Source organism: Pseudomonas sp. ME-P-057 (assembly GCF_030208975.1).
Lineage (GTDB): Bacteria > Pseudomonadota > Gammaproteobacteria > Pseudomonadales > Pseudomonadaceae > Aquipseudomonas > Aquipseudomonas lutea.
In genome coordinates, this window is record NZ_JARVSX010000023.1 from 43,872 (window position 1) to 61,090 (window position 17,219).

General features: G+C 60.3%; 17 protein-coding genes. 6 read left to right on the forward strand and 11 right to left on the reverse strand.

What is annotated here, in order from left to right; translation table 11 throughout:
- Window positions 1-26 precede the first annotated feature (26 nt).
- The 3 genes from QRN48_RS13305 to QRN48_RS13315 all read left to right on the forward strand — a co-directional run bounded on the left by QRN48_RS13305 (window position 27) and on the right by QRN48_RS13315 (window position 1,882).
- Complete coding sequence (locus QRN48_RS13305; protein ID WP_285351082.1) at window positions 27-512, forward strand: nuclear transport factor 2 family protein; 486 nt, start codon at window positions 27-29, stop codon at window positions 510-512.
- 46 nt (window positions 513-558) lie between these two features.
- Complete coding sequence (locus QRN48_RS13310) at window positions 559-885, forward strand: GIY-YIG nuclease family protein (RefSeq protein WP_191943099.1); 327 nt, start codon at window positions 559-561, stop codon at window positions 883-885.
- Between the two features lie 64 nt (window positions 886-949).
- Window positions 950-1,882, forward strand: coding sequence for a glutathione S-transferase family protein (locus QRN48_RS13315; RefSeq protein WP_285351083.1), 933 nt, complete (start codon window positions 950-952; stop codon window positions 1,880-1,882).
- 42 nt (window positions 1,883-1,924) lie between these two features.
- Here the strand turns inward: QRN48_RS13315 and QRN48_RS13320 are convergent, their stop codons facing one another.
- Window positions 1,925-2,278, reverse strand: coding sequence for a glutaredoxin family protein (locus tag QRN48_RS13320; RefSeq protein ID WP_037014911.1), 354 nt, complete (start codon window positions 2,276-2,278; stop codon window positions 1,925-1,927).
- Window positions 2,279-2,299: 21 nt separating this feature from the next.
- Window positions 2,300-3,301: a nucleoid-associated protein YejK gene (yejK, locus tag QRN48_RS13325; RefSeq protein WP_037014908.1), complete on the reverse strand. Its 1,002-nt coding sequence runs from the start codon at window positions 3,299-3,301 to the stop codon at window positions 2,300-2,302.
- 354 nt (window positions 3,302-3,655) lie between these two features.
- On the opposite strand from yejK, the gene QRN48_RS13330 reads away from it, so the two are divergent.
- Complete coding sequence (locus QRN48_RS13330; RefSeq protein ID WP_037014905.1) at window positions 3,656-3,937, forward strand: HU family DNA-binding protein; 282 nt, start codon at window positions 3,656-3,658, stop codon at window positions 3,935-3,937.
- A 99-nt stretch (window positions 3,938-4,036) separates the two neighbouring features.
- Here the strand turns inward: QRN48_RS13330 and rlmF are convergent, their stop codons facing one another.
- The 5 genes from rlmF to QRN48_RS13355 form a co-directional block, all read right to left on the reverse strand.
- The gene (gene rlmF, locus QRN48_RS13335; protein WP_285351086.1) at window positions 4,037-5,074 is read right to left on the reverse strand and encodes a 23S rRNA (adenine(1618)-N(6))-methyltransferase RlmF; all 1,038 of its coding nucleotides are present in this window, start codon (window positions 5,072-5,074) and stop codon (window positions 4,037-4,039) included.
- 171 nt (window positions 5,075-5,245) lie between these two features.
- The gene (locus QRN48_RS13340) at window positions 5,246-8,092 is read right to left on the reverse strand and encodes a valine--tRNA ligase (protein WP_285351088.1); all 2,847 of its coding nucleotides are present in this window, start codon (window positions 8,090-8,092) and stop codon (window positions 5,246-5,248) included.
- 162 nt (window positions 8,093-8,254) lie between these two features.
- The gene (locus tag QRN48_RS13345; protein WP_285351090.1) at window positions 8,255-8,695 is read right to left on the reverse strand and encodes a DNA polymerase III subunit chi; all 441 of its coding nucleotides are present in this window, start codon (window positions 8,693-8,695) and stop codon (window positions 8,255-8,257) included.
- 7 nt (window positions 8,696-8,702) lie between these two features.
- The gene (locus QRN48_RS13350; RefSeq protein ID WP_037014895.1) at window positions 8,703-9,131 is read right to left on the reverse strand and encodes a DNA polymerase III subunit chi; all 429 of its coding nucleotides are present in this window, start codon (window positions 9,129-9,131) and stop codon (window positions 8,703-8,705) included.
- A 57-nt stretch (window positions 9,132-9,188) separates the two neighbouring features.
- A complete protein-coding gene (locus QRN48_RS13355; RefSeq protein WP_285351091.1) occupies window positions 9,189-10,679 on the reverse strand; it encodes a leucyl aminopeptidase in 1,491 nt (496 codons plus the stop codon).
- Between the two features lie 307 nt (window positions 10,680-10,986).
- On the opposite strand from QRN48_RS13355, the gene lptF reads away from it, so the two are divergent.
- On the forward strand, window positions 10,987-12,105 hold the full coding sequence (gene lptF / locus QRN48_RS13360) for an LPS export ABC transporter permease LptF (RefSeq protein ID WP_037017376.1): 1,119 nt from the start codon (window positions 10,987-10,989) through the stop codon (window positions 12,103-12,105).
- Entirely contained in the window at window positions 12,098-13,159 is a 1,062-nt protein-coding gene (lptG, locus tag QRN48_RS13365; protein ID WP_285351092.1) for an LPS export ABC transporter permease LptG, read from the forward strand. The genes lptF and lptG overlap by 8 nt, the downstream gene beginning before the upstream one ends.
- 276 nt (window positions 13,160-13,435) lie before the next feature.
- Here the strand turns inward: lptG and QRN48_RS13370 are convergent, their stop codons facing one another.
- The 4 genes from QRN48_RS13370 to QRN48_RS13385 all read right to left on the reverse strand — a co-directional run bounded on the left by QRN48_RS13370 (window position 13,436) and on the right by QRN48_RS13385 (window position 17,193).
- Complete coding sequence (locus QRN48_RS13370) at window positions 13,436-13,924, reverse strand: RDD family protein (protein ID WP_285351094.1); 489 nt, start codon at window positions 13,922-13,924, stop codon at window positions 13,436-13,438.
- Between the two features lie 95 nt (window positions 13,925-14,019).
- The gene (locus tag QRN48_RS13375; RefSeq protein WP_003227496.1) at window positions 14,020-14,232 is read right to left on the reverse strand and encodes a cold-shock protein; all 213 of its coding nucleotides are present in this window, start codon (window positions 14,230-14,232) and stop codon (window positions 14,020-14,022) included.
- A gap of 395 nt (window positions 14,233-14,627) precedes the next feature.
- Complete coding sequence (gene gcvT / locus QRN48_RS13380) at window positions 14,628-15,749, reverse strand: glycine cleavage system aminomethyltransferase GcvT (protein ID WP_285351101.1); 1,122 nt, start codon at window positions 15,747-15,749, stop codon at window positions 14,628-14,630.
- 67 nt (window positions 15,750-15,816) lie between these two features.
- Window positions 15,817-17,193, reverse strand: coding sequence for an L-serine ammonia-lyase (locus QRN48_RS13385; protein ID WP_285351102.1), 1,377 nt, complete (start codon window positions 17,191-17,193; stop codon window positions 15,817-15,819).
- Between the last annotated feature and the right edge of the window lie 26 nt (window positions 17,194-17,219).

The following is a 17,219-nucleotide window of genomic DNA, read 5'->3' on the forward strand; positions in this document are numbered from 1 at the left end:
ATCCAATCTCCACGGACGGCGTTCCCATGAGCGAAACCTTTACCAGTGAGCACAACAGCGCGTTGATCACGCGCTTCTACGAGGCGTTCAGCCGTCTGGACGCCGAGGCGATGGCCGCGTGCTACAGCGAAGACGTGGTGTTTTCCGACCCGGTGTTCGGCGAGCTGCGCGGACGGGATGCCGGCGACATGTGGCGCATGCTGACGTCACGCGCGCGGGATTTTTCGGTGGTCTTCGATCAGGTCCGCGCCGACACCCATACCGGCGCTGCGCACTGGGTCGCGACCTATCTGTTCAGCCAGACAGGTCGCACGGTGGACAACGACATTCAGGCGCGGTTTGTATTTCGCGACGGCAAGATCTGCGAGCACCACGATCACTTCGACCTGTGGCGGTGGGCGCGGCAGGCGCTGGGCACCAGGGGCGCTTTACTGGGCTGGGCGCCATTTGTTCAAAATGCTATCCGTGCTCAGGGGCAGAAAGGGCTGAAGGCTTTTCAGGCGGCTCGCTGAGGCTCTGATGGAACCCGTTCCCCTCGACTCACCTGCTCAGCCGTGCATGGCAGTCACCGGCCTTGTCGTCGAACCTCCGCAGGCCGATGTGCCGGCGAAATCCTGGTTCGTGTACCTGGTGCGCGCGGCCAACGGCTCCCTGTACTGCGGCATCAGCACTGATCCTCAACAGCGCTTCGTTAAACATCAAAGCGGCAAAGGCGCGCGGTTTTTCAGTTCGAGCCCCGCAGTGGCGCTTGTGTATGTGGAGCGTTGCCGCGACAAAGGTGATGCCTTGCGCCAGGAGAGGCTGATAAAAAAGCTGCGTAAAAGCGCCAAGGAGTGCCTGGCTGCGAGCTATATCCAGCCGGGTGATGCGCAGCCATCAGTCTGAGCGGGTATGCCATCAGCGCCTGTGCGGCTAAGCTGGCGGTTTCCCCCTACGGATGGCCCGAAGCATGTCTGAGTTGATTCTTCACCACTATCCAATGTCCCTCTTCGCGGAAAAAGCCCGGCTGATGATGGGCTTCAAAGGCCTGTCCTGGCGCTCGGTGATCATCCCGTCGATCATGCCCAAGCCCGATCTCATGCCCCTCACCGGCGGCTATCGCAAGACCCCCGTGCTGCAAGTAGGCGCAGACATCTATTGCGACACTGCGCTGATTGCTCGTCGACTTGAGCAGGAAAAGGCCTCACCCACGTTCTACCCTGAAGGCCAGGAATTCACCTCGGCAAGCCTGGCGGCGTGGGCGGATTCGGTGTTGTTTCTGAACTCTGTCAGTCTGGTGTTTCAACCTGCCTCAATGGCCGCGCGTTTCGCCAAGGTCCCGCCTGAGGCGGTGAAGGCATTCGTTGCCGACCGCGCCACGTTGTTCAATGGCGGCAGCGCCAATCGCGTGCCGCTGGAAGTGGCGCAGCATCAATGGCCAACCCTGATGGCACGTCTGGAAACCCAGCTCGAGCGCAACGGCGACTTCCTTCTCGGCGCACCTTCGATCGCTGATTTCTCGGTCGCCCACACCCTTTGGTTCCTGAAACAGACCCCGGTGACATCCCCGCTGGTGGACGCCTACCCGGCCGTCCTGAGTTGGTACGAGCGGGTTATCGCGTTCGGGCATGGCGCGCCGAGCGAGCTGGATTCGGCCGATGCGGTGGAAATCGCTCGCTCTGCCACGCCTGCGCCGCTGCCTGAAGAGGTATTCAGCGACCCCAACGGCTTTACCGCCGGCCAGCAGGTCTCGGTGTCAGCGGTGGATTACGGCGTTGACCCGGTGGAAGGGGAACTGATGTTCAGCGGGCGCGAAGAAATCATCCTGCGGCGGGAGGACGAACGCGCGGGCACTGTGCATGTGCACTTCCCGCGGTACGGGTTTCAGATAAAAACGGCCTGATCCGCCAGCGCAACCTCCGGCGCCGTGCGCCGGAGCGTTCAATCACTTCAAAGCGGCGAGAATCTGCTCTTCGCTGAACCCTCTGATCAACGTGCCATTCACGTCGATCAGGGGAATGCCGCGGCCACCCAGGGCTTCATAGGCCTTGCGGCCTGCGGCATCTTTTTCGATATCGAATTCGGTGTAGCGAATCCCCTGGCTGTCGAGAAAGCGCCGCGTCTGTTTGCAGTAGCCACACCAGTCGGTCGCGTACAGCGTGACCTTGGCGTTGGCCTGGGCCTGCTGCGACACGACCGAAGAGGAGGGGTGGACGAAGTTCTCGATCTTGCCCCAGTTCTGATAGACGACCACTACCAGCATGATCAGCAAAAACTTCTTGAGCGTACGTACGAACATTCGGGCGGCTCCTCGGCAGGCTCAGCGGCGCTTGAGCTGGTCGGTCAGTTGCGTCGGCAGGCCCTTGATGATCAGCGTGCCTTTCTCTTCGTCATACTCGATCTTGTCGCCAAGCAAGTGCGCTTCAAAGCTGATCGACAGGCCTTCGGCGCGCCCGGTAAAACGCCGGAATTGATTGAGCGTGCGTTTGTCGGCCGGAATCTCTGGCGAAAGGCCGTAATCCTTGTTGCGGATGTGCTCGTAGAACGCCCGCGGGCGGTCTTCGTCGATCAGGCCGGACAGCTCTTCAAGCCCCATGGGCTCACCCATTTTGCTCTGGCTGCTGGCGTAGTCGACCAGTGTCTTGGTCTTCTCGCGGGCTGAGTCTTCGGGCAGGTCCTCGCTCTCGACGAAGTCGCTGAATGCCTTGAGCAGTGTGCGGGTTTCGCCAGGGCCGTCGACGCCTTCCTGGCAACCGATGAAGTCGCGGAAGTACTCCGAAACCTTCTTGCCGTTCTTGCCCTTGATGAACGAGATGTACTGCTTGGAAGCCTTGTTGTTTTGCCACTCGGAAATGTTGATGCGGCAAGCAAGGTGCAGTTGACCCAGGTCCAGATGCCGGGAGGGTGTCACGTCCAGCGCATCGTTCACCGCCACGCCTTCGCTATGGTGCAGCAGCGCGATGGCGAGGTATTCGGTCATGCCCTGCTGGTAATGGGCGAACAGCACGTGCCCGCCCACCGACAGATTCGACTCCTCCATCAGCTTCTGTAAATGCTCCACGGCGACACGGCTGAACTGGGTGAAGTCCTTGCCCTCGTCCAGGTATTCCTTCAGCCAGCCACTGAACGGGTGCGCGCCGGACTCGGCATGAAACAGACCCCAGGCCTTGCCCTGTTTGGCGTTGTAGCTCTCGTTGAGGTCCGCCAGCATGTTCTCGATGGCCTGCGATTCGGCGAGTTCGGAGTCCCGGGCGTGAAGGACGGCGGGCGTGCCGTCGGGCTTTTTGTCGATCAGGTGGACGATGGCATGGCGGATCGGCATGGAATTCTCGGCTGCTGAAGGGGAACTGAACGGGACCAGACCAGGCCCGTGCGAAAGTCGGCAAGTGTACCGCACACCGGCTGCCGAACGCTCTGGAAGGGCCGAAAACCCTGACCTGAGCGCATTAATATGACTTTTTTACCGGTCATGGGCGATAAAGCTGACCAAATGGGTAGGTAGGGGCGGATATTTGCGTTGCGCTGTGCTAGTTTTGCCCGGTCCTGAGCGCCAAACCGCGCCAGGCATGCAGTTTGTGGGCGTTTGGCCGAACCAAAGGTCGAATACAGCATCTACATTTCGCGTCTGTACCACACTCTGCAAACCATTCGAATTTGATAGGGAAGGAACACCACCATGGCTCTGACTAAAGACCAATTGATCGCCGATATCGCAGAAGCAATCGACGCGCCGAAAACCACCGCGCGCAACGCTCTCGACCAATTGGGTCAAATCGTCGCTGACCAACTGGAAAACGGTAGTGAAATCACTCTGCCAGGCATTGGCAAACTGAAAGTCACCGAGCGTCCAGCACGCACTGGCCGCAACCCTTCGACTGGCGCAGCCATCGAAATCGCCGCCAAGAAAGTCGTCAAGTTCGTACCGGCCAAAGTGCTGACTGACTCGGTCAACAAGTAAGCGAAAACGCTGCCTGGTTGAGGAAACCGTGTGACGGAGTGATCCGGACACGGTTTTTTTGTGCCTGCGATTCAGATGCCGCAGCAGCACAGCAATCGGTTACCTGGAGGGTGCCCAGCGTTCCGCACGCCAAGACGCCTGCCTGGCCTTGTCCTGAAAGGTCCACGCCACGAAGCGGCTCTGCTTCTGGCCTTGCCCCATTTCGATCGTGTGGCTTTCCACGGCCCCGGCTTTTTTCAACGCGCTCTGAATCAGCGGCAGGTTCGAGGCCTTCGACACCAGCGTGCTGAACCACAGCACCTGCTGCGCCACTTGGGCGCTTTCAGTGATCAACTGCGTCACAAAGCGTGCTTCGCCACCCTCGCACCACAGCTCGGCAGCCTGGCCGCCAAAATTCAGCACCGGCAATTTACGTTTGGGGTCTGCCTTGCCGAGGGCTCGCCACTTGCGTTGGCTGCCGCGTAACGCTTCCTCCGCCGAAGCGTGGAAGGGCGGATTGCACAGGCTGATGTCGAAGCGCTCATCAGGCTCGAGCAGGCCGGTCAGGATGTGTTTACGGTTGATCTGCTCCCTGAAGCCGATGCTTTTGCTCAAACCATTGGCTTTGACGATGGTACTGGCCGAAGCAAGGGCAATCTTGTCGATGTCCGAGCCCAGGAAGGACCAACCGTATTCGCCCTGGCCGATTAGCGGGTAGATGCAGTTGGCGCCAGTGCCGATGTCCAGCGCCGCCACGGACGCGCCGCGCGGGATGACCCCGTCGTTGCGCTCCGCCAGCAGGTCCGCCAGAAAATGCAGGTAGTCCGCGCGCCCGGGAATCGGCGGGCATAGGTAGTCCGCCGGAATGTCCCAATGGGCGATGCCATAAAAGGCCTTCAGCAAGGCGCGGTTAAACACGCGCACCGCAGCAGGATTGGCGAAGTCGATGCTTTCTTTGCCGTAAGGGTTGAGGATCACAAACTTGCCCAGCTCGGGGCTGCTTTTGATCAGGCGCGGGAAGTCGTAATGACCCTGGTGACGGTTGCGCGGGTGCAATGTCGCTTTCTCGCGCGGCGCGGCCGAGGTGGCCTGTTGCGCGGGTTTGGGCTTTTTGCGTTGGGAATTGCGTTGGGGCTTGGGGGCGTCGGGGCTGGTCATCGGTGATGCATTCTCGTGAAAGCACAACCCCTGTAGGAGTGAGCTTGCTCGCGATAACCGTGTATCAGCAACGGTTGGGTTGCTGACATACCGATATCGCGAGCAAGCTCACTCCTACAGGGGTCATGGTCGTCAACCGGCCCGCGATTCAGGCCGGCTGATTTAGTCGAATTACAGACTCGCGATCCGAGCGTGCTGCTCGGCGAGTTTGCCAAGCGCCTGTTCAGCTTCGGCCATCTTCGCGCGCTCCTTGGCGATCACTTCAGGCGGGGCTTTGTCGACGAACGCAGCATTGGAAAGCTTGCCACCGACCCGCTGCACTTCGCCTTGCAGACGCTGGATTTCTTTGTCCAGGCGCGCCAGTTCGGCATCCTTGTCGATCAAACCGGCCATCGGCACCAGCACTTCCATCTCGCCGACCAGCGCGGTCGCGGACAGTGGTGCTTCGGCGCCAGCTTCCAATACCGTGAAGGACTCCAGCTTGGCCAGCTTTTTCAGCAGGTGCTCGTTCTCGTTCAGGCGGCGCTGGTCTTCGGCGCTGACGTTCTTGAGGAACAGTTGCAGCGGCTTGCCCGGACCGATGTTCATTTCGCCACGGATATTGCGCACGCCGAGCATCAGGCTTTTCAGCCACTCGATATCGCCTTCGGCTGCGACGTCGATGCGCGCATCGTTCGCCACCGGCCACGGCTGCAACATGATGGTTTTGCCTTCGATACCGGCCAGTGGCGCCAGGCGCTGCCAGATTTCTTCGGTGATGAACGGCATGAACGGGTGCGCCAGACGCAGCGCGACTTCCAGCACGCGCACCAGCGTGCGACGAGTACCGCGCTGACGCTCGATCGGTGCCGTTTCGTCCCACAGGACCGGTTTGGAAAGCTCCAGGTACCAGTCGCAATACTGGTTCCAGATGAACTCGTACAGCGCTTGTGCCGCCAGGTCGAAACGGAACTGATCGAGTTGACGGGTCACTTCGGCTTCGGTGCGCTGCAACTGCGAGATGATCCAGCGATCGGGCAGCGAAAGCTCGAACGCTTCACCGTTCTGACCGCAATCTTCACCTTTGTCGAGCACGTAACGCGCGGCGTTCCAGATCTTGTTGCAGAAGTTGCGATAGCCTTCGACACGGCCCATGTCGAACTTGATGTCGCGGCCGGTCGAGGCCAGCGAGCAGAAGGTGAAACGCAGGGCGTCGGTGCCGTAACTGGCGATGCCGTCGGCGAACTCGTCACGGGTCTGCTTCTCGATTTTTTTTGCCAGCTTGGGCTGCATCATGCCCAAGGTGCGTTTTTGCACCAGGGCTTCAAGCTCGATGCCGTCAATGATGTCCAGCGGATCAAGGACGTTGCCCTTGGACTTGGACATCTTCTGGCCCTGACCGTCGCGTACAAGCCCGTGTACATAAACGGTCTTGAACGGTACCTGCGCAGTGCCGTCTTCGTTTTTCACCAAGTGCATGGTGAGCATGATCATCCGGGCAACCCAGAAGAAAATGATATCGAAGCCGGTGACCAGCACGTCGGTCGGGTGGAAGGTCTTCAGGAAGTCGGTCTGTTCAGGCCAGCCCAGGGTGGAGAACGTCCACAGACCGGAACTGAACCAGGTGTCGAGGACGTCGTTGTCCTGCTGCAGCGCGACGTCCGGCCCCAGATTGTGCTTGGTGCGTACTTCGGCTTCGTCGCGGCCGACATAGACCTTGCCGGATTCGTCGTACCAGGCCGGAATGCGGTGGCCCCACCAGAGCTGACGGCTGATGCACCAGTCCTGGATGTCGCGCATCCACGAGAAGTACATGTTTTCGTATTGCTTGGGCACGAAAGCGATGCGGCCGTCTTCGACAGCGGCGATGGCAGGCTCGGCCAGTGGCTTGGTCGACACGTACCATTGGTCTGTCAGCCACGGCTCGATAACGGTGCCGGAACGGTCGCCCTTCGGCACCTTCAATGCGTGATCGTCGACGCTGACCAACAGGCCCGCGGCGTCGAAGGCTGCGACGATCTGCTTGCGGGCTTCGAAGCGGTCGAGGCCTGCATAGGCGGCGGGCAGGGTGCCGTCGACCGTGTCGTTGAGCGTGCCGTCGAGGTTGAACACCTGGGCAGCGGGCAGCACAGCGGCATTCTTGTCGAAGATGTTCAGCAAAGGCAGGTTGTGACGCTTGCCGACTTCGTAGTCGTTGAAGTCGTGGGCGGGGGTGATTTTCACGCAGCCGGTGCCGAACTCGGGGTCGCAGTAGTCATCGGCGATGATCGGAATTCGACGGCCTACCAATGGCAACTCGACGAACTTGCCGATCAGCGCCTGGTAGCGCTCATCGTTCGGGTTGACGGCAACGGCGGCATCGCCAAGCATCGTTTCGGGACGCGTCGTGGCGACGATCAGATGATCCAGCCCTTCAGCGGTCTTGGCACCGTCGGCCAGCGGGTAGCGCAGGTTCCACAGGTGGCCTTTCTCGTCGTGGTTTTCCACTTCGAGGTCGGAGATGGCGGTGTGCAGTTTGGTGTCCCAGTTGACCAGACGCTTGCCGCGGTAGATCAGGCCGTCTTCGTGCAGGCGCACGAAGGCCTCTTTAACGGCCTCGGACAAACCGTCGTCCATCGTGAAGCGTTCGCGGCTCCAGTCGACCGACGAGCCCAGGCGACGAATCTGACGGCTGATGTTGCCGCCGGACTGATCCTTCCATTCCCAGACTTTTTCCAGAAATTTATCGCGACCCAGGTCGTGGCGATTCTGGCCCTGCGCCTCCAGTTGACGCTCCACCAGCATTTGCGTGGCGATACCGGCGTGGTCGGTGCCCGGCTGCCAGAGGGTGTTGCGACCCTGCATGCGTCGGAAACGGATCAGGGCGTCCATGATCGCGTTGTTGAAACCGTGGCCCATGTGCAGGCTGCCGGTGACGTTAGGCGGCGGAATCATGATGGTGTACGAGTCGCCCGCACCTTGCGGAGCGAAATAGTTTTCGGACTCCCAGGTCTGATACCAGGAAGTTTCAATGGCGTGCGGCTGGTAGGTCTTGTCCATGGGAGGCGGGAACCTGATCTGCTTTAAGTCGGAAAAGCCGACGAGTATAGCTTTTCAGGTCAACCGCAAGCTACCGGCGGTAATCGGCGAGCGTATGGACGGCGGCTCACCGGCGCTGGAGAGCCGCCTGCGGTAGGCGACTCAGTTCTGGTACTCGCTTGCTCAACTTTGGTATTGAGTCAAGAGGCGTTCCATCCGCGCATCCAGACGGCGCTTGATTTCGTTCTCGATGTGCGGGGCGAAGTCGTGGATCACGTCCTGCATGATCAGCTGTGCCGCTGCGCGCAGTTCGGCATCAATGTGCAGCAGCGCATCGGAACTCGCCGCGCGGGACGCGGGTTCCGCCGGAGCAGGTGCAGGCGGGACGAGTGCAGCGGAGGGCTCGGGAGTGAGCAAGGGAATGTTGTCGGCGCTGGCTTCATGCTCTTCGGCGGTTACCACCTGCCCTGTGACGACATCGAACAGCACGGGAATTTGCTCATCGGCGTGAACAGACTCGGTCAACAGCGGCGGTTGGGCCGGATCATCGCCCAGCAGTTGGCGAATGGACTCGAGGTCATCCAGCAGGTGCGCTGAATCTTTCAGGTGTTTTGAATTATCCATCGTGTGCTCAAAGACGCTGCAGCCTGTGATCTTGCAGAGGATAGCCCTGTTCGCGGTAGAAGCGAAAACTCTCGCGTGCCGCCAGGCGAATGGCTGGATCCTCGACAACGATCTCGGCGACACGCGCGAATCGTTTGAAGAATTCCGGGATGCGCAGGTCAAGATTGACCAGCAGATCCTGATGTTGTCCGGGGTCGCTGCCCATACCCAGCGCCACCGGAGCGTCCTGATCGTCCTCGACCGAACCATGGGGCACGAAGGCCTCGCCCCTGAACCGCCACAACCGGGCATCCAGCTCTTCGCGTTGTTGGGCATCGCTGCAATGCAGGTACACCTTATGGCCAAGGCGCCATGCCTTGTCCGTCAGTTTGCAGGCGAAGTCCAGGCGCGCGAGCGGGTCGGCACTGGGCAAAATGTAAAAATCGACTTGGGTCATGGAGGTTCCAGAACGCTGAACGCGCCGGCCGGGGGAGGTCGGCGCGCCCGGTTCAGCTTAAACGCCGGCGCGGTCGATCAGGTATTGGGTCAGCAGCGGCACCGGACGGCCTGTGGCGCCCTTGTCCTTGCCGCCGCTCAGCCAGGCCGTGCCCGCGATGTCCAGGTGCGCCCACTCATAGGCTTTGGCGAAACGCGAGAGGAAGCACGCTGCGGTGATGGTGCCGGCCTTGGGGCCGCCAATGTTGGCGATGTCGGCAAACGGGCTGTCCAGCTGCTCCTGATACTCATCGAACAGCGGCAGCTGCCAGGCGCGGTCGTCGGCGCGCTTGCCGGCTTCCAGCACCTGGGTGATCAACGCGTCGCTGTTGCCCATCAGGCCCGACGTGTGACCGCCCAGTGCAACGACGCAGGCGCCGGTCAATGTGGCGATGTCGATGACGGCCTGCGGCTTGAAGCGTTCGGCATAGGTCAGCGCGTCGCACAGCACCAGACGGCCTTCGGCGTCGGTGTTGAGGATCTCGACGGTCTGGCCGCTCATGGTTTTGACGATGTCGCCAGGGCGGGTCGCGTTGCCGCTTGGCATGTTTTCAGCCGCTGCGACGATGCACACCAGGTTGATCGGCAGCTGCAGCTCCAGCACAGCATTCAGGGTCCCGAACACGCTGGCCGCGCCACACATGTCGAACTTCATTTCGTCCATGCCTAGGCCTGGCTTGAGGCTGATGCCGCCAGTGTCAAAGGTGATGCCCTTGCCGACCAATACGTAAGGTTTTTCGCTTTTCTTGCCGTTGGAGTACTGCATGACGATCAGACGTGGCGGCTGTGCGCTGCCCTGACCGACTGCCAGGAACGAACCCATGCCCAGTTTTTCGATGTCTTTCTCATCCAGGACTTCGACCTTGAGGCCCTTGTTGGCCTTGCCCATCGCTTTGGCTTGCTCGCCCAGGTAGGTCGGGTGGCAGATGTTGGGCGGCATGTTGCCCAGGTCGCGGGTCACGGCCATGCCGGCGGCAATGGCTTGCGCATGCCTGGCGGCGCGCTCGACATCGGCGACGTTGGCTTTGGCGGTCAGCAGGGTGACTTTTTTCAGGGCGCGAGGGTCGACTTTCTGGCTCTTGAACCGGTCGAAGACGTATTCGCCGTCGGCCAGGGTTTCGACCAGCAAACGGTTCTTGCCGTAGACGTCACGGTTTTTGACGTTCAATTGATCCAGAGCAAACGCCGCATCAACGCCACCCAGCGTCTTCAGGGTGCTGAGCGCACCGCTGATGATTTTGCGGAACTGGCGGTCGCTGAGTTCAGGCTCTTTGCCCGAGCCCACCAGCAATACACGTTCGGTTTTGAGGTTGGGCAAGCTGTGCAGCAGCAGGCTTTGCCCGACTTTGCCCGAGAGGTCGCCACGCTTGAGGACTGCGCTGATCGCGCCGCCGCTCAGTGTGTCCAGGCTGCTTGCGGTGTCGCTCAGCGTGCGGCCTTCACCGACGGCGACCACCAGCGTGGCGGTCTTCAAGGTTTCTGCACTGACGCTTTTAACAACCAATTCCATGTCGGGGTCCCCGAATAAACTGTGAGTTATCGCACTTGAGCACACGGCTCGGCAGCGGCGCGGAGGTCTTACGCACCGGCGTGCCTGCGGCAAGGCCCGCAGTTTGACCCCGCTGACCAATGGATGACAACCCCGTGCGGGTGCGCGCTTGTGCCGGTTAGAGAAGTATCCCGCGCGCGCAGTGACAGACACACCCAATCACAGGATAATGCCGCATATTTTTTCGGTGGTTCGCCGTCGCGCGCATCATGCGCTGATCCATTTCATTGTCATGCCGCTTGCGTGTGACAACCCTGGAGTGTCTGGTTTGATTGTCTTCCGTTACCTGTCCCGAGAAGTGCTGGTTACCCTGAGCGCTGTCAGTGCTGTGCTGCTGGTAATCATCATGAGTGGCCGCTTCATCAAATACCTGGCTCAGGCCGCGTCGGGCGCACTTGATCCGGGCGTGCTGTTCCTGATCATGGGCTTCCGTCTGCCGGGCTTTCTGCAGCTCATCCTGCCACTGGGGCTGTTCCTCGGCATTCTTCTGGCGTACGGCCGCCTCTACCTCGAAAGCGAGATGACCGTGCTCGCCGCCACCGGCATGAGCCAGCAACGCCTGCTGGTCATTACCCTCGCGCCGGCCGCGCTGGTTTCTCTGCTGGTTGCCTGGTTGAGCTTCAGCCTCGCTCCACAAGGCGCCACCCAGTTTCAGCTGCTGATCAACAAGCAGGACGCGATGACCGAATTCGACACGCTGGTGCCGGGCCGTTTCCAGTTGCTGCGTGACGGCAGTCGCGTGACCTACACCGAAACCATGTCCGACGATCGCATCAACCTGGGCGGCGTGTTCATCTCCGAGAAGAAGCTCGACGAGAAGAAAGACCACGGCATCACCGTGCTGGTCGCAGAAAAAGGCCGGCAGGAAATCAAACCCGACGGCACCCGCTACCTCATTCTGGATAACGGCTATCGCTACGACGGCAACCCCGGTCAGGCGGATTACCGTGCAATCAAGTACGACACTTATGGCGCGTTGCTCCCTAAACCGGACATCAGCGATGAAGTCACCGACCGCGACGCGATCTCGACCAACGAGCTGCTGACCGGCGAGCCGAGTCTGCGCAACAAGGCCGAGTTGCAGTGGCGCATTTCGCTGCCGATTCTGGTGTTCATCGTGACGCTGATGGCCGTGCCTCTCGCCCGAGTCAATCCTCGTCAGGGCCGGTTCCTGAAGCTCCTTCCTGCGATTCTTCTTTATATGGCTTACCTGACCATCCTGATTGCCGCCCGTGGCGCGCTTGAGAAAGGCAAGATCCCGATGGGCCTGGGCCTGTGGTGGGTGCATGCGTTGTTTCTGTCCATCGGACTGGCGTTGCTCTACTGGGAGCCTCTGCGCCTGAAGCTTGCGAGTCGCCGCAGCGTGTCGGAGGTGGCTCATGGTTAAGCTCGATCGGTACATCGGCAAAAGCGTGTTCATGGCGATTCTTGCGGTACTGGGGATCATTCTGGGCCTGGCATCGCTGTTCGCATTCATTGATGAGATGGCCGACATCAGTGACACCTACACCTTCTGGGACGCCGGCAGTTTTGTAGTAATGACCGCGCCGCGCCGTCTTTACGACATGCTGCCGATGGCGGCGCTGATTGGCTGCCTGATCGGCCTCGGCGCGCTGGCCAGCAGCAGCGAACTGACCATCATGCGGGCAGCCGGTGTATCAATCGGCCGTATCGTCTGGGCCGTCATGAAACCCATGCTGGTATTGATGGTGGCTGGCCTGTTGATTGGCGAATACGTGGCACCGGTGACTGAGGCCCAAGCGCAGGCCGCACGTTCGCTGGCCCAGGGTACTGGCGATGCGCAGAGCGCCAAGCACGGCCTTTGGCACCGTCAGGGTGACGAGTTCATCCACATCAACACCGTTCAGCCCAATGGCTTGCTGTATGGCGTGACGCGTTACCGTTTCGATGACCAGCGCCATATGTTGACGTCGAGCTTCGCCAAGCAGGCCAACTTCAAGACCGATTACTGGTTGCTGAAAGACGTGACCACGACAGTCTTCCGTGAAGGCCGCACCGAAGTAGTGACGGCGCCGGAAGAGCGTTGGAACGTCGCGCTGAGTCCGCAGTTGCTGAGTACCGTGGTGCTGCCGCCTGAATCGCTGTCCATGACCGGCCTCTACGGTTACGCGCGCTATCTGGCCGATCAGGGGCTGAACAACGGTCGTTACTGGCTGGCGTTCTACACCAAGATCCTCCAGCCGCTGGTGACCGTCGCCCTGGTGCTGATGGCCATTTCTTTCATCTTCGGGCCGCTGCGCTCGGTGACGCTGGGGCAGCGTGTGTTCACCGGTGTGCTGGTGGGCTTCACCTTCCGCATCGCTCAGGACCTGCTGGGCCCGTCGAGTCTGGTATTCGGCTTCTCGCCACTGTTCGCCGTCCTGGTGCCGGCTGGGGTGTGCGCGCTGGCGGGTATCTGGTTGTTGCGCCGCGCGGGCTGATTGCTGCTGCTTGATGAAAAGCCGACCTCAGGGTCGGCTTTTTTGTAGGCGCGTTGCAGGGCTAAAAATCGTTCGCGATTGCCTGTGTGCGCTGACTTTGTGGCGGATGATCCAGCGTGGATGTCGGCCTGACTCTGTAGGAGCCGGCTTGCTGGCGAAAGCGTTATCACTGATACCTGGAAGTCGGCTGTGCTATCCCGTTCGCCAGCAAGCCGGCTCCTACACACTCAATTGTTCATACAAACGGGGGAGGGTGCTCAGCTTTCCTGGGCGTAACTACCGCCTGCCTTTGGGCACCCGCACCAGTTGCGTTTCGGAGTACCGGTCGTGCCAGCAGCGTTTCTGCTTGTCGAACAGGCTCCAGAAAAACCCGAGCCCGAGGCACAGCCACGATGCGATAGCGACCACGAAGCGGAGCAGTGCCTGCCACAGGCTGATCGCCGTCCCATCGGGATGCTGTACGCGGACTCCCCAAACCTGCATGCCCAGGGTTTGGCCGGAGTGAGTCCAGAACCTGGCGAAAAAGCCGAACAGCGTCATCAGCAGAATCGAGGACAGCAACGGGTCGGCGTCGAGCGCGCCCGACTCCGAGAGTTGGCGCAGTCCGGCTTCACCGACAAAGCCCATCCACACCAGCTTGTAGATGAACGTCGTCACCATCAGCAGCGCAATGCACAGCAGCGTGTCGTAGCAGATCGCAGCCATGCGCCGACCCAGTCCTGCGGGTGGAAAGTCGCCCTTAGGGCGTAATACGTGACGGGTCATGGGGGCGCTCGGATGCCGAAAACGCACAGTTTACGAAATCGCAGGCATAAAAAAGCCCCTGACGTTGGCCATCAGGGGCTTTTTGCGTGGGCTTATCAGGCTTCCGCTTGGACTTCGTCAGCCTGCATGCCTTTTTGGCCCTGCACTGCAACGAATGTCACTTTCTGGCCTTCTTTCAGGCTCTTGAAACCGTTGCCCTGTATCGCGCGGAAATGGACGAACAGATCCGGACCGCTTTCTGGCGTGATAAAACCAAAACCTTTTTCATCGTTAAACCACTTAACGGTACCGCTCTGACGTGTAGACATTTTCTTATTCCCAAGAGCATAAAATTAATGACAGTCTCTTTCACACGAAAGAGTACTGGGCTGGTTGCAGGAAGAAGAAACGTAGAGCGGGTTGTAGCATTGCTTTTGGCGCTACTGCCCGGGTCACGATCCCAGCGACCCATGCAAACACAGTCGAGAAACTCTACGCTAACCTGCGAGGAAAAAACAAGCCCCGTTCGGGCCCGTATTCACGGGGGTTAAGCCATTATTTAAAAACATTAACCGCGCTGGAATGATCGATAGTTTTTAATGTTTTCTGTCTTTCTGAAGTTCAATATTTTGACAGTTCCATTGTTATAAAGCCTGGCGCCATACTGCGGCAACCGTACAGTTCCATGCACTGTTGCGGTGCCGCAATGTGTTGATAACTTCCTTCAGCCGCGGAAGTAACGTGGCGCAACGAAAGGCATTTTAGCGACAAGCATCGGAACTTTCTTGCCTCGCACGATCGCCCAGACAGGCGTGTCCAGCGTGGCAAACTTGACGTCGACGTAACCCATGGCCAATGGCGCGCTCAGTGTCGGGCCGAAGCCGCCGCTGCAGACTGTTCCAATGGCTGCTCCGTCGGCGTCGACTATTTCCGCGCCCTCACGCACAGGCGTACGCTCCTGAGGCAACAGGCCTACGCGCTTTCGCGCCGCACCGCTTTGGTGCTGGGCGAAAATCCGGTCAGCGCCGGGGAAGCCTCCTGCGCGGGCGCCGTCTGCACGCCGTACCTTGGAGATGGCCCACAGCAGGCTGGCCTCGATCGGGGTGCTGCCGGTGTCCATGTCATGACCGTAGAGGCACAACCCGGCTTCAAGGCGCAACGAGTCGCGCGCGCCAAGGCCGATGGGGGCGACTTCGGGCTCTGCCAGCAGCCGGCGCGCCAACGCTTCAGCGTGGTCCGCCGGCACCGAAATCTCGTAACCGTCTTCTCCGGTGTACCCCGAGCGGCTGATATAGCAGTCGATGCCATCAATCTGCGTCGAGGTGTACTGCATGAAGGTCATCTTCGCGACGTCCGGCGCCAGTCGGGACAGAGCGGTTACAGCCTGTGGGCCTTGCAGCGCGAGCAACGCACGCTCCTCGAACAGCGGGGTGATGGTGCAATGGGTGCCGATGTGCTGCTGCAAATGAGCCAGATCATCGTTCTTGCAAGCAGCGTTAACCACCAGCATGAGCTGATCGTCGCCCAGGTTGGCAACCATCAGGTCGTCAAGGATGCCGCCGTTCTCGTTGGTAAACATCGCGTAGCGTTGCATGCCTACAGGCAAGTCGATGATGTCCACCGGCACCAGTGTTTCCAGCGCTGCGGCTGCACCTGATCCGCTCAAAAGGATCTGGCCCATGTGCGAAACGTCGAACAGGCCCGCTTGGGCACGGGTATGCAGGTGTTCTTTCATGACGCCGGCAGGGTACTGGACGGGCATGTCGTACCCGGCAAATTCAACCATCTTCGCGCCGAGTTCACGGTGCAAGGCGTTAAGCGGGGTTTTCAACAATTCGGTGGTCATGGGCTATTCCTTGGAAGCGATTCCGGCTCCCCGCGCAGGCAGGGAGCGCTCTGACTGTAGGGTTGAATCAGCACTCGATGATGTTCACGGCGAGGCCGCCACGGGCTGTTTCCTTGTATTTGCTTTTCATATCTGCGCCGGTCTGGCGCATGGTGCGGATCACCTTGTCGAGCGAGACAAAATGCTGACCGTCGCCGCGCAACGCCATGCGCACCGCGTTGATGGCCTTCACCGAACCCATCGCGTTGCGCTCGATGCATGGCACCTGGACCAACCCGCCGATCGGGTCGCAGGTCAGGCCAAGGTTGTGTTCCATGCCGATTTCGGCGGCGTTTTCCACCTGCTGCACGTTGCCACCCAAGACCTCACACAGCGCACCAGCGGCCATGGAGCAAGCGACGCCGACTTCGCCCTGGCAGCCGACTTCGGCGCCCGAGATCGACGCATTTTCCTTGTACAAAATACCGATAGCGGCAGCCGTGAGGAGGAACCGAACGACGCCATCCTCATTGGCTCCGGTAATAAAGCGCATGTAGTAATGCAGCACGGCCGGAATGATCCCGGCGGCGCCGTTGGTGGGCGCGGTTACCACGCGGCCGCCGTTGGCATTTTCTTCGTTGACCGCCAGCGCGTACAGATTGACCCAGTCGAGCACTGACAAGGCATCACGCAACGCCGCTTCCGGGTTTTTGCACAGTTGGCGATGCAGGGCTGCCGCCCGCCGCTTGACCTTCAGGCCGCCCGGCAAAATCCCCTCGTTGCGGCAGCCGGCTTCAACGCAATCCTGCATGACCTGCCAGATGCGCAACAGGCCTTGACGGGTCTCTGCTTCGGGACGCCACGCGGCTTCGTTGGCCAGCATCACCTGGCTGATGGAAAGGCCGCTCGCCGTGCAATGCGCCATCAAGTCTCTGGCAGTCTTGAAAGGGTAAAGCAGCTGCGTCTGGTCTTCGACGATACGGTCGGCGCCTGCAGCATCCTCATCCACGACAAAGCCGCCGCCGACCGAGTAGTACTCGCGGCTGCGCACTTGCAGACCCGAGGCATCGAAGGCACGGAAGATCATGCCGTTCGGATGGTAGGCCAACGGCTTGCGAATCATCGCCAGGTGATGTTTTTCGATGAACTCGATGCTGTGCTTGCCCAGCAGATTCAGGCGTTCGTTACTGCGGATGTGTTGCAGGCGTGCTGCTACGGTTTCGGTGTCGACGGTGTCAGGATGCTCGCCCTCCAGGCCGAGCAAGACCGCCTTGTCGCTGCCGTGGCCCTTGCCGGTGGCGCCGAGAGAGCCGTAAAGCTCGACCTTTACGCAGACGATGGTCTCGAGCAGGGCGTCGCGCTGCAAGCCCTCGACGAAGCGCGCCGCAGCCCGCATGGGGCCAACGGTGTGGGAACTGGACGGTCCAATGCCGATCTTGAACAGGTCAAACACGCTCAGGGACATGATGGGGTTCCGGGAAGTGAAGCCGT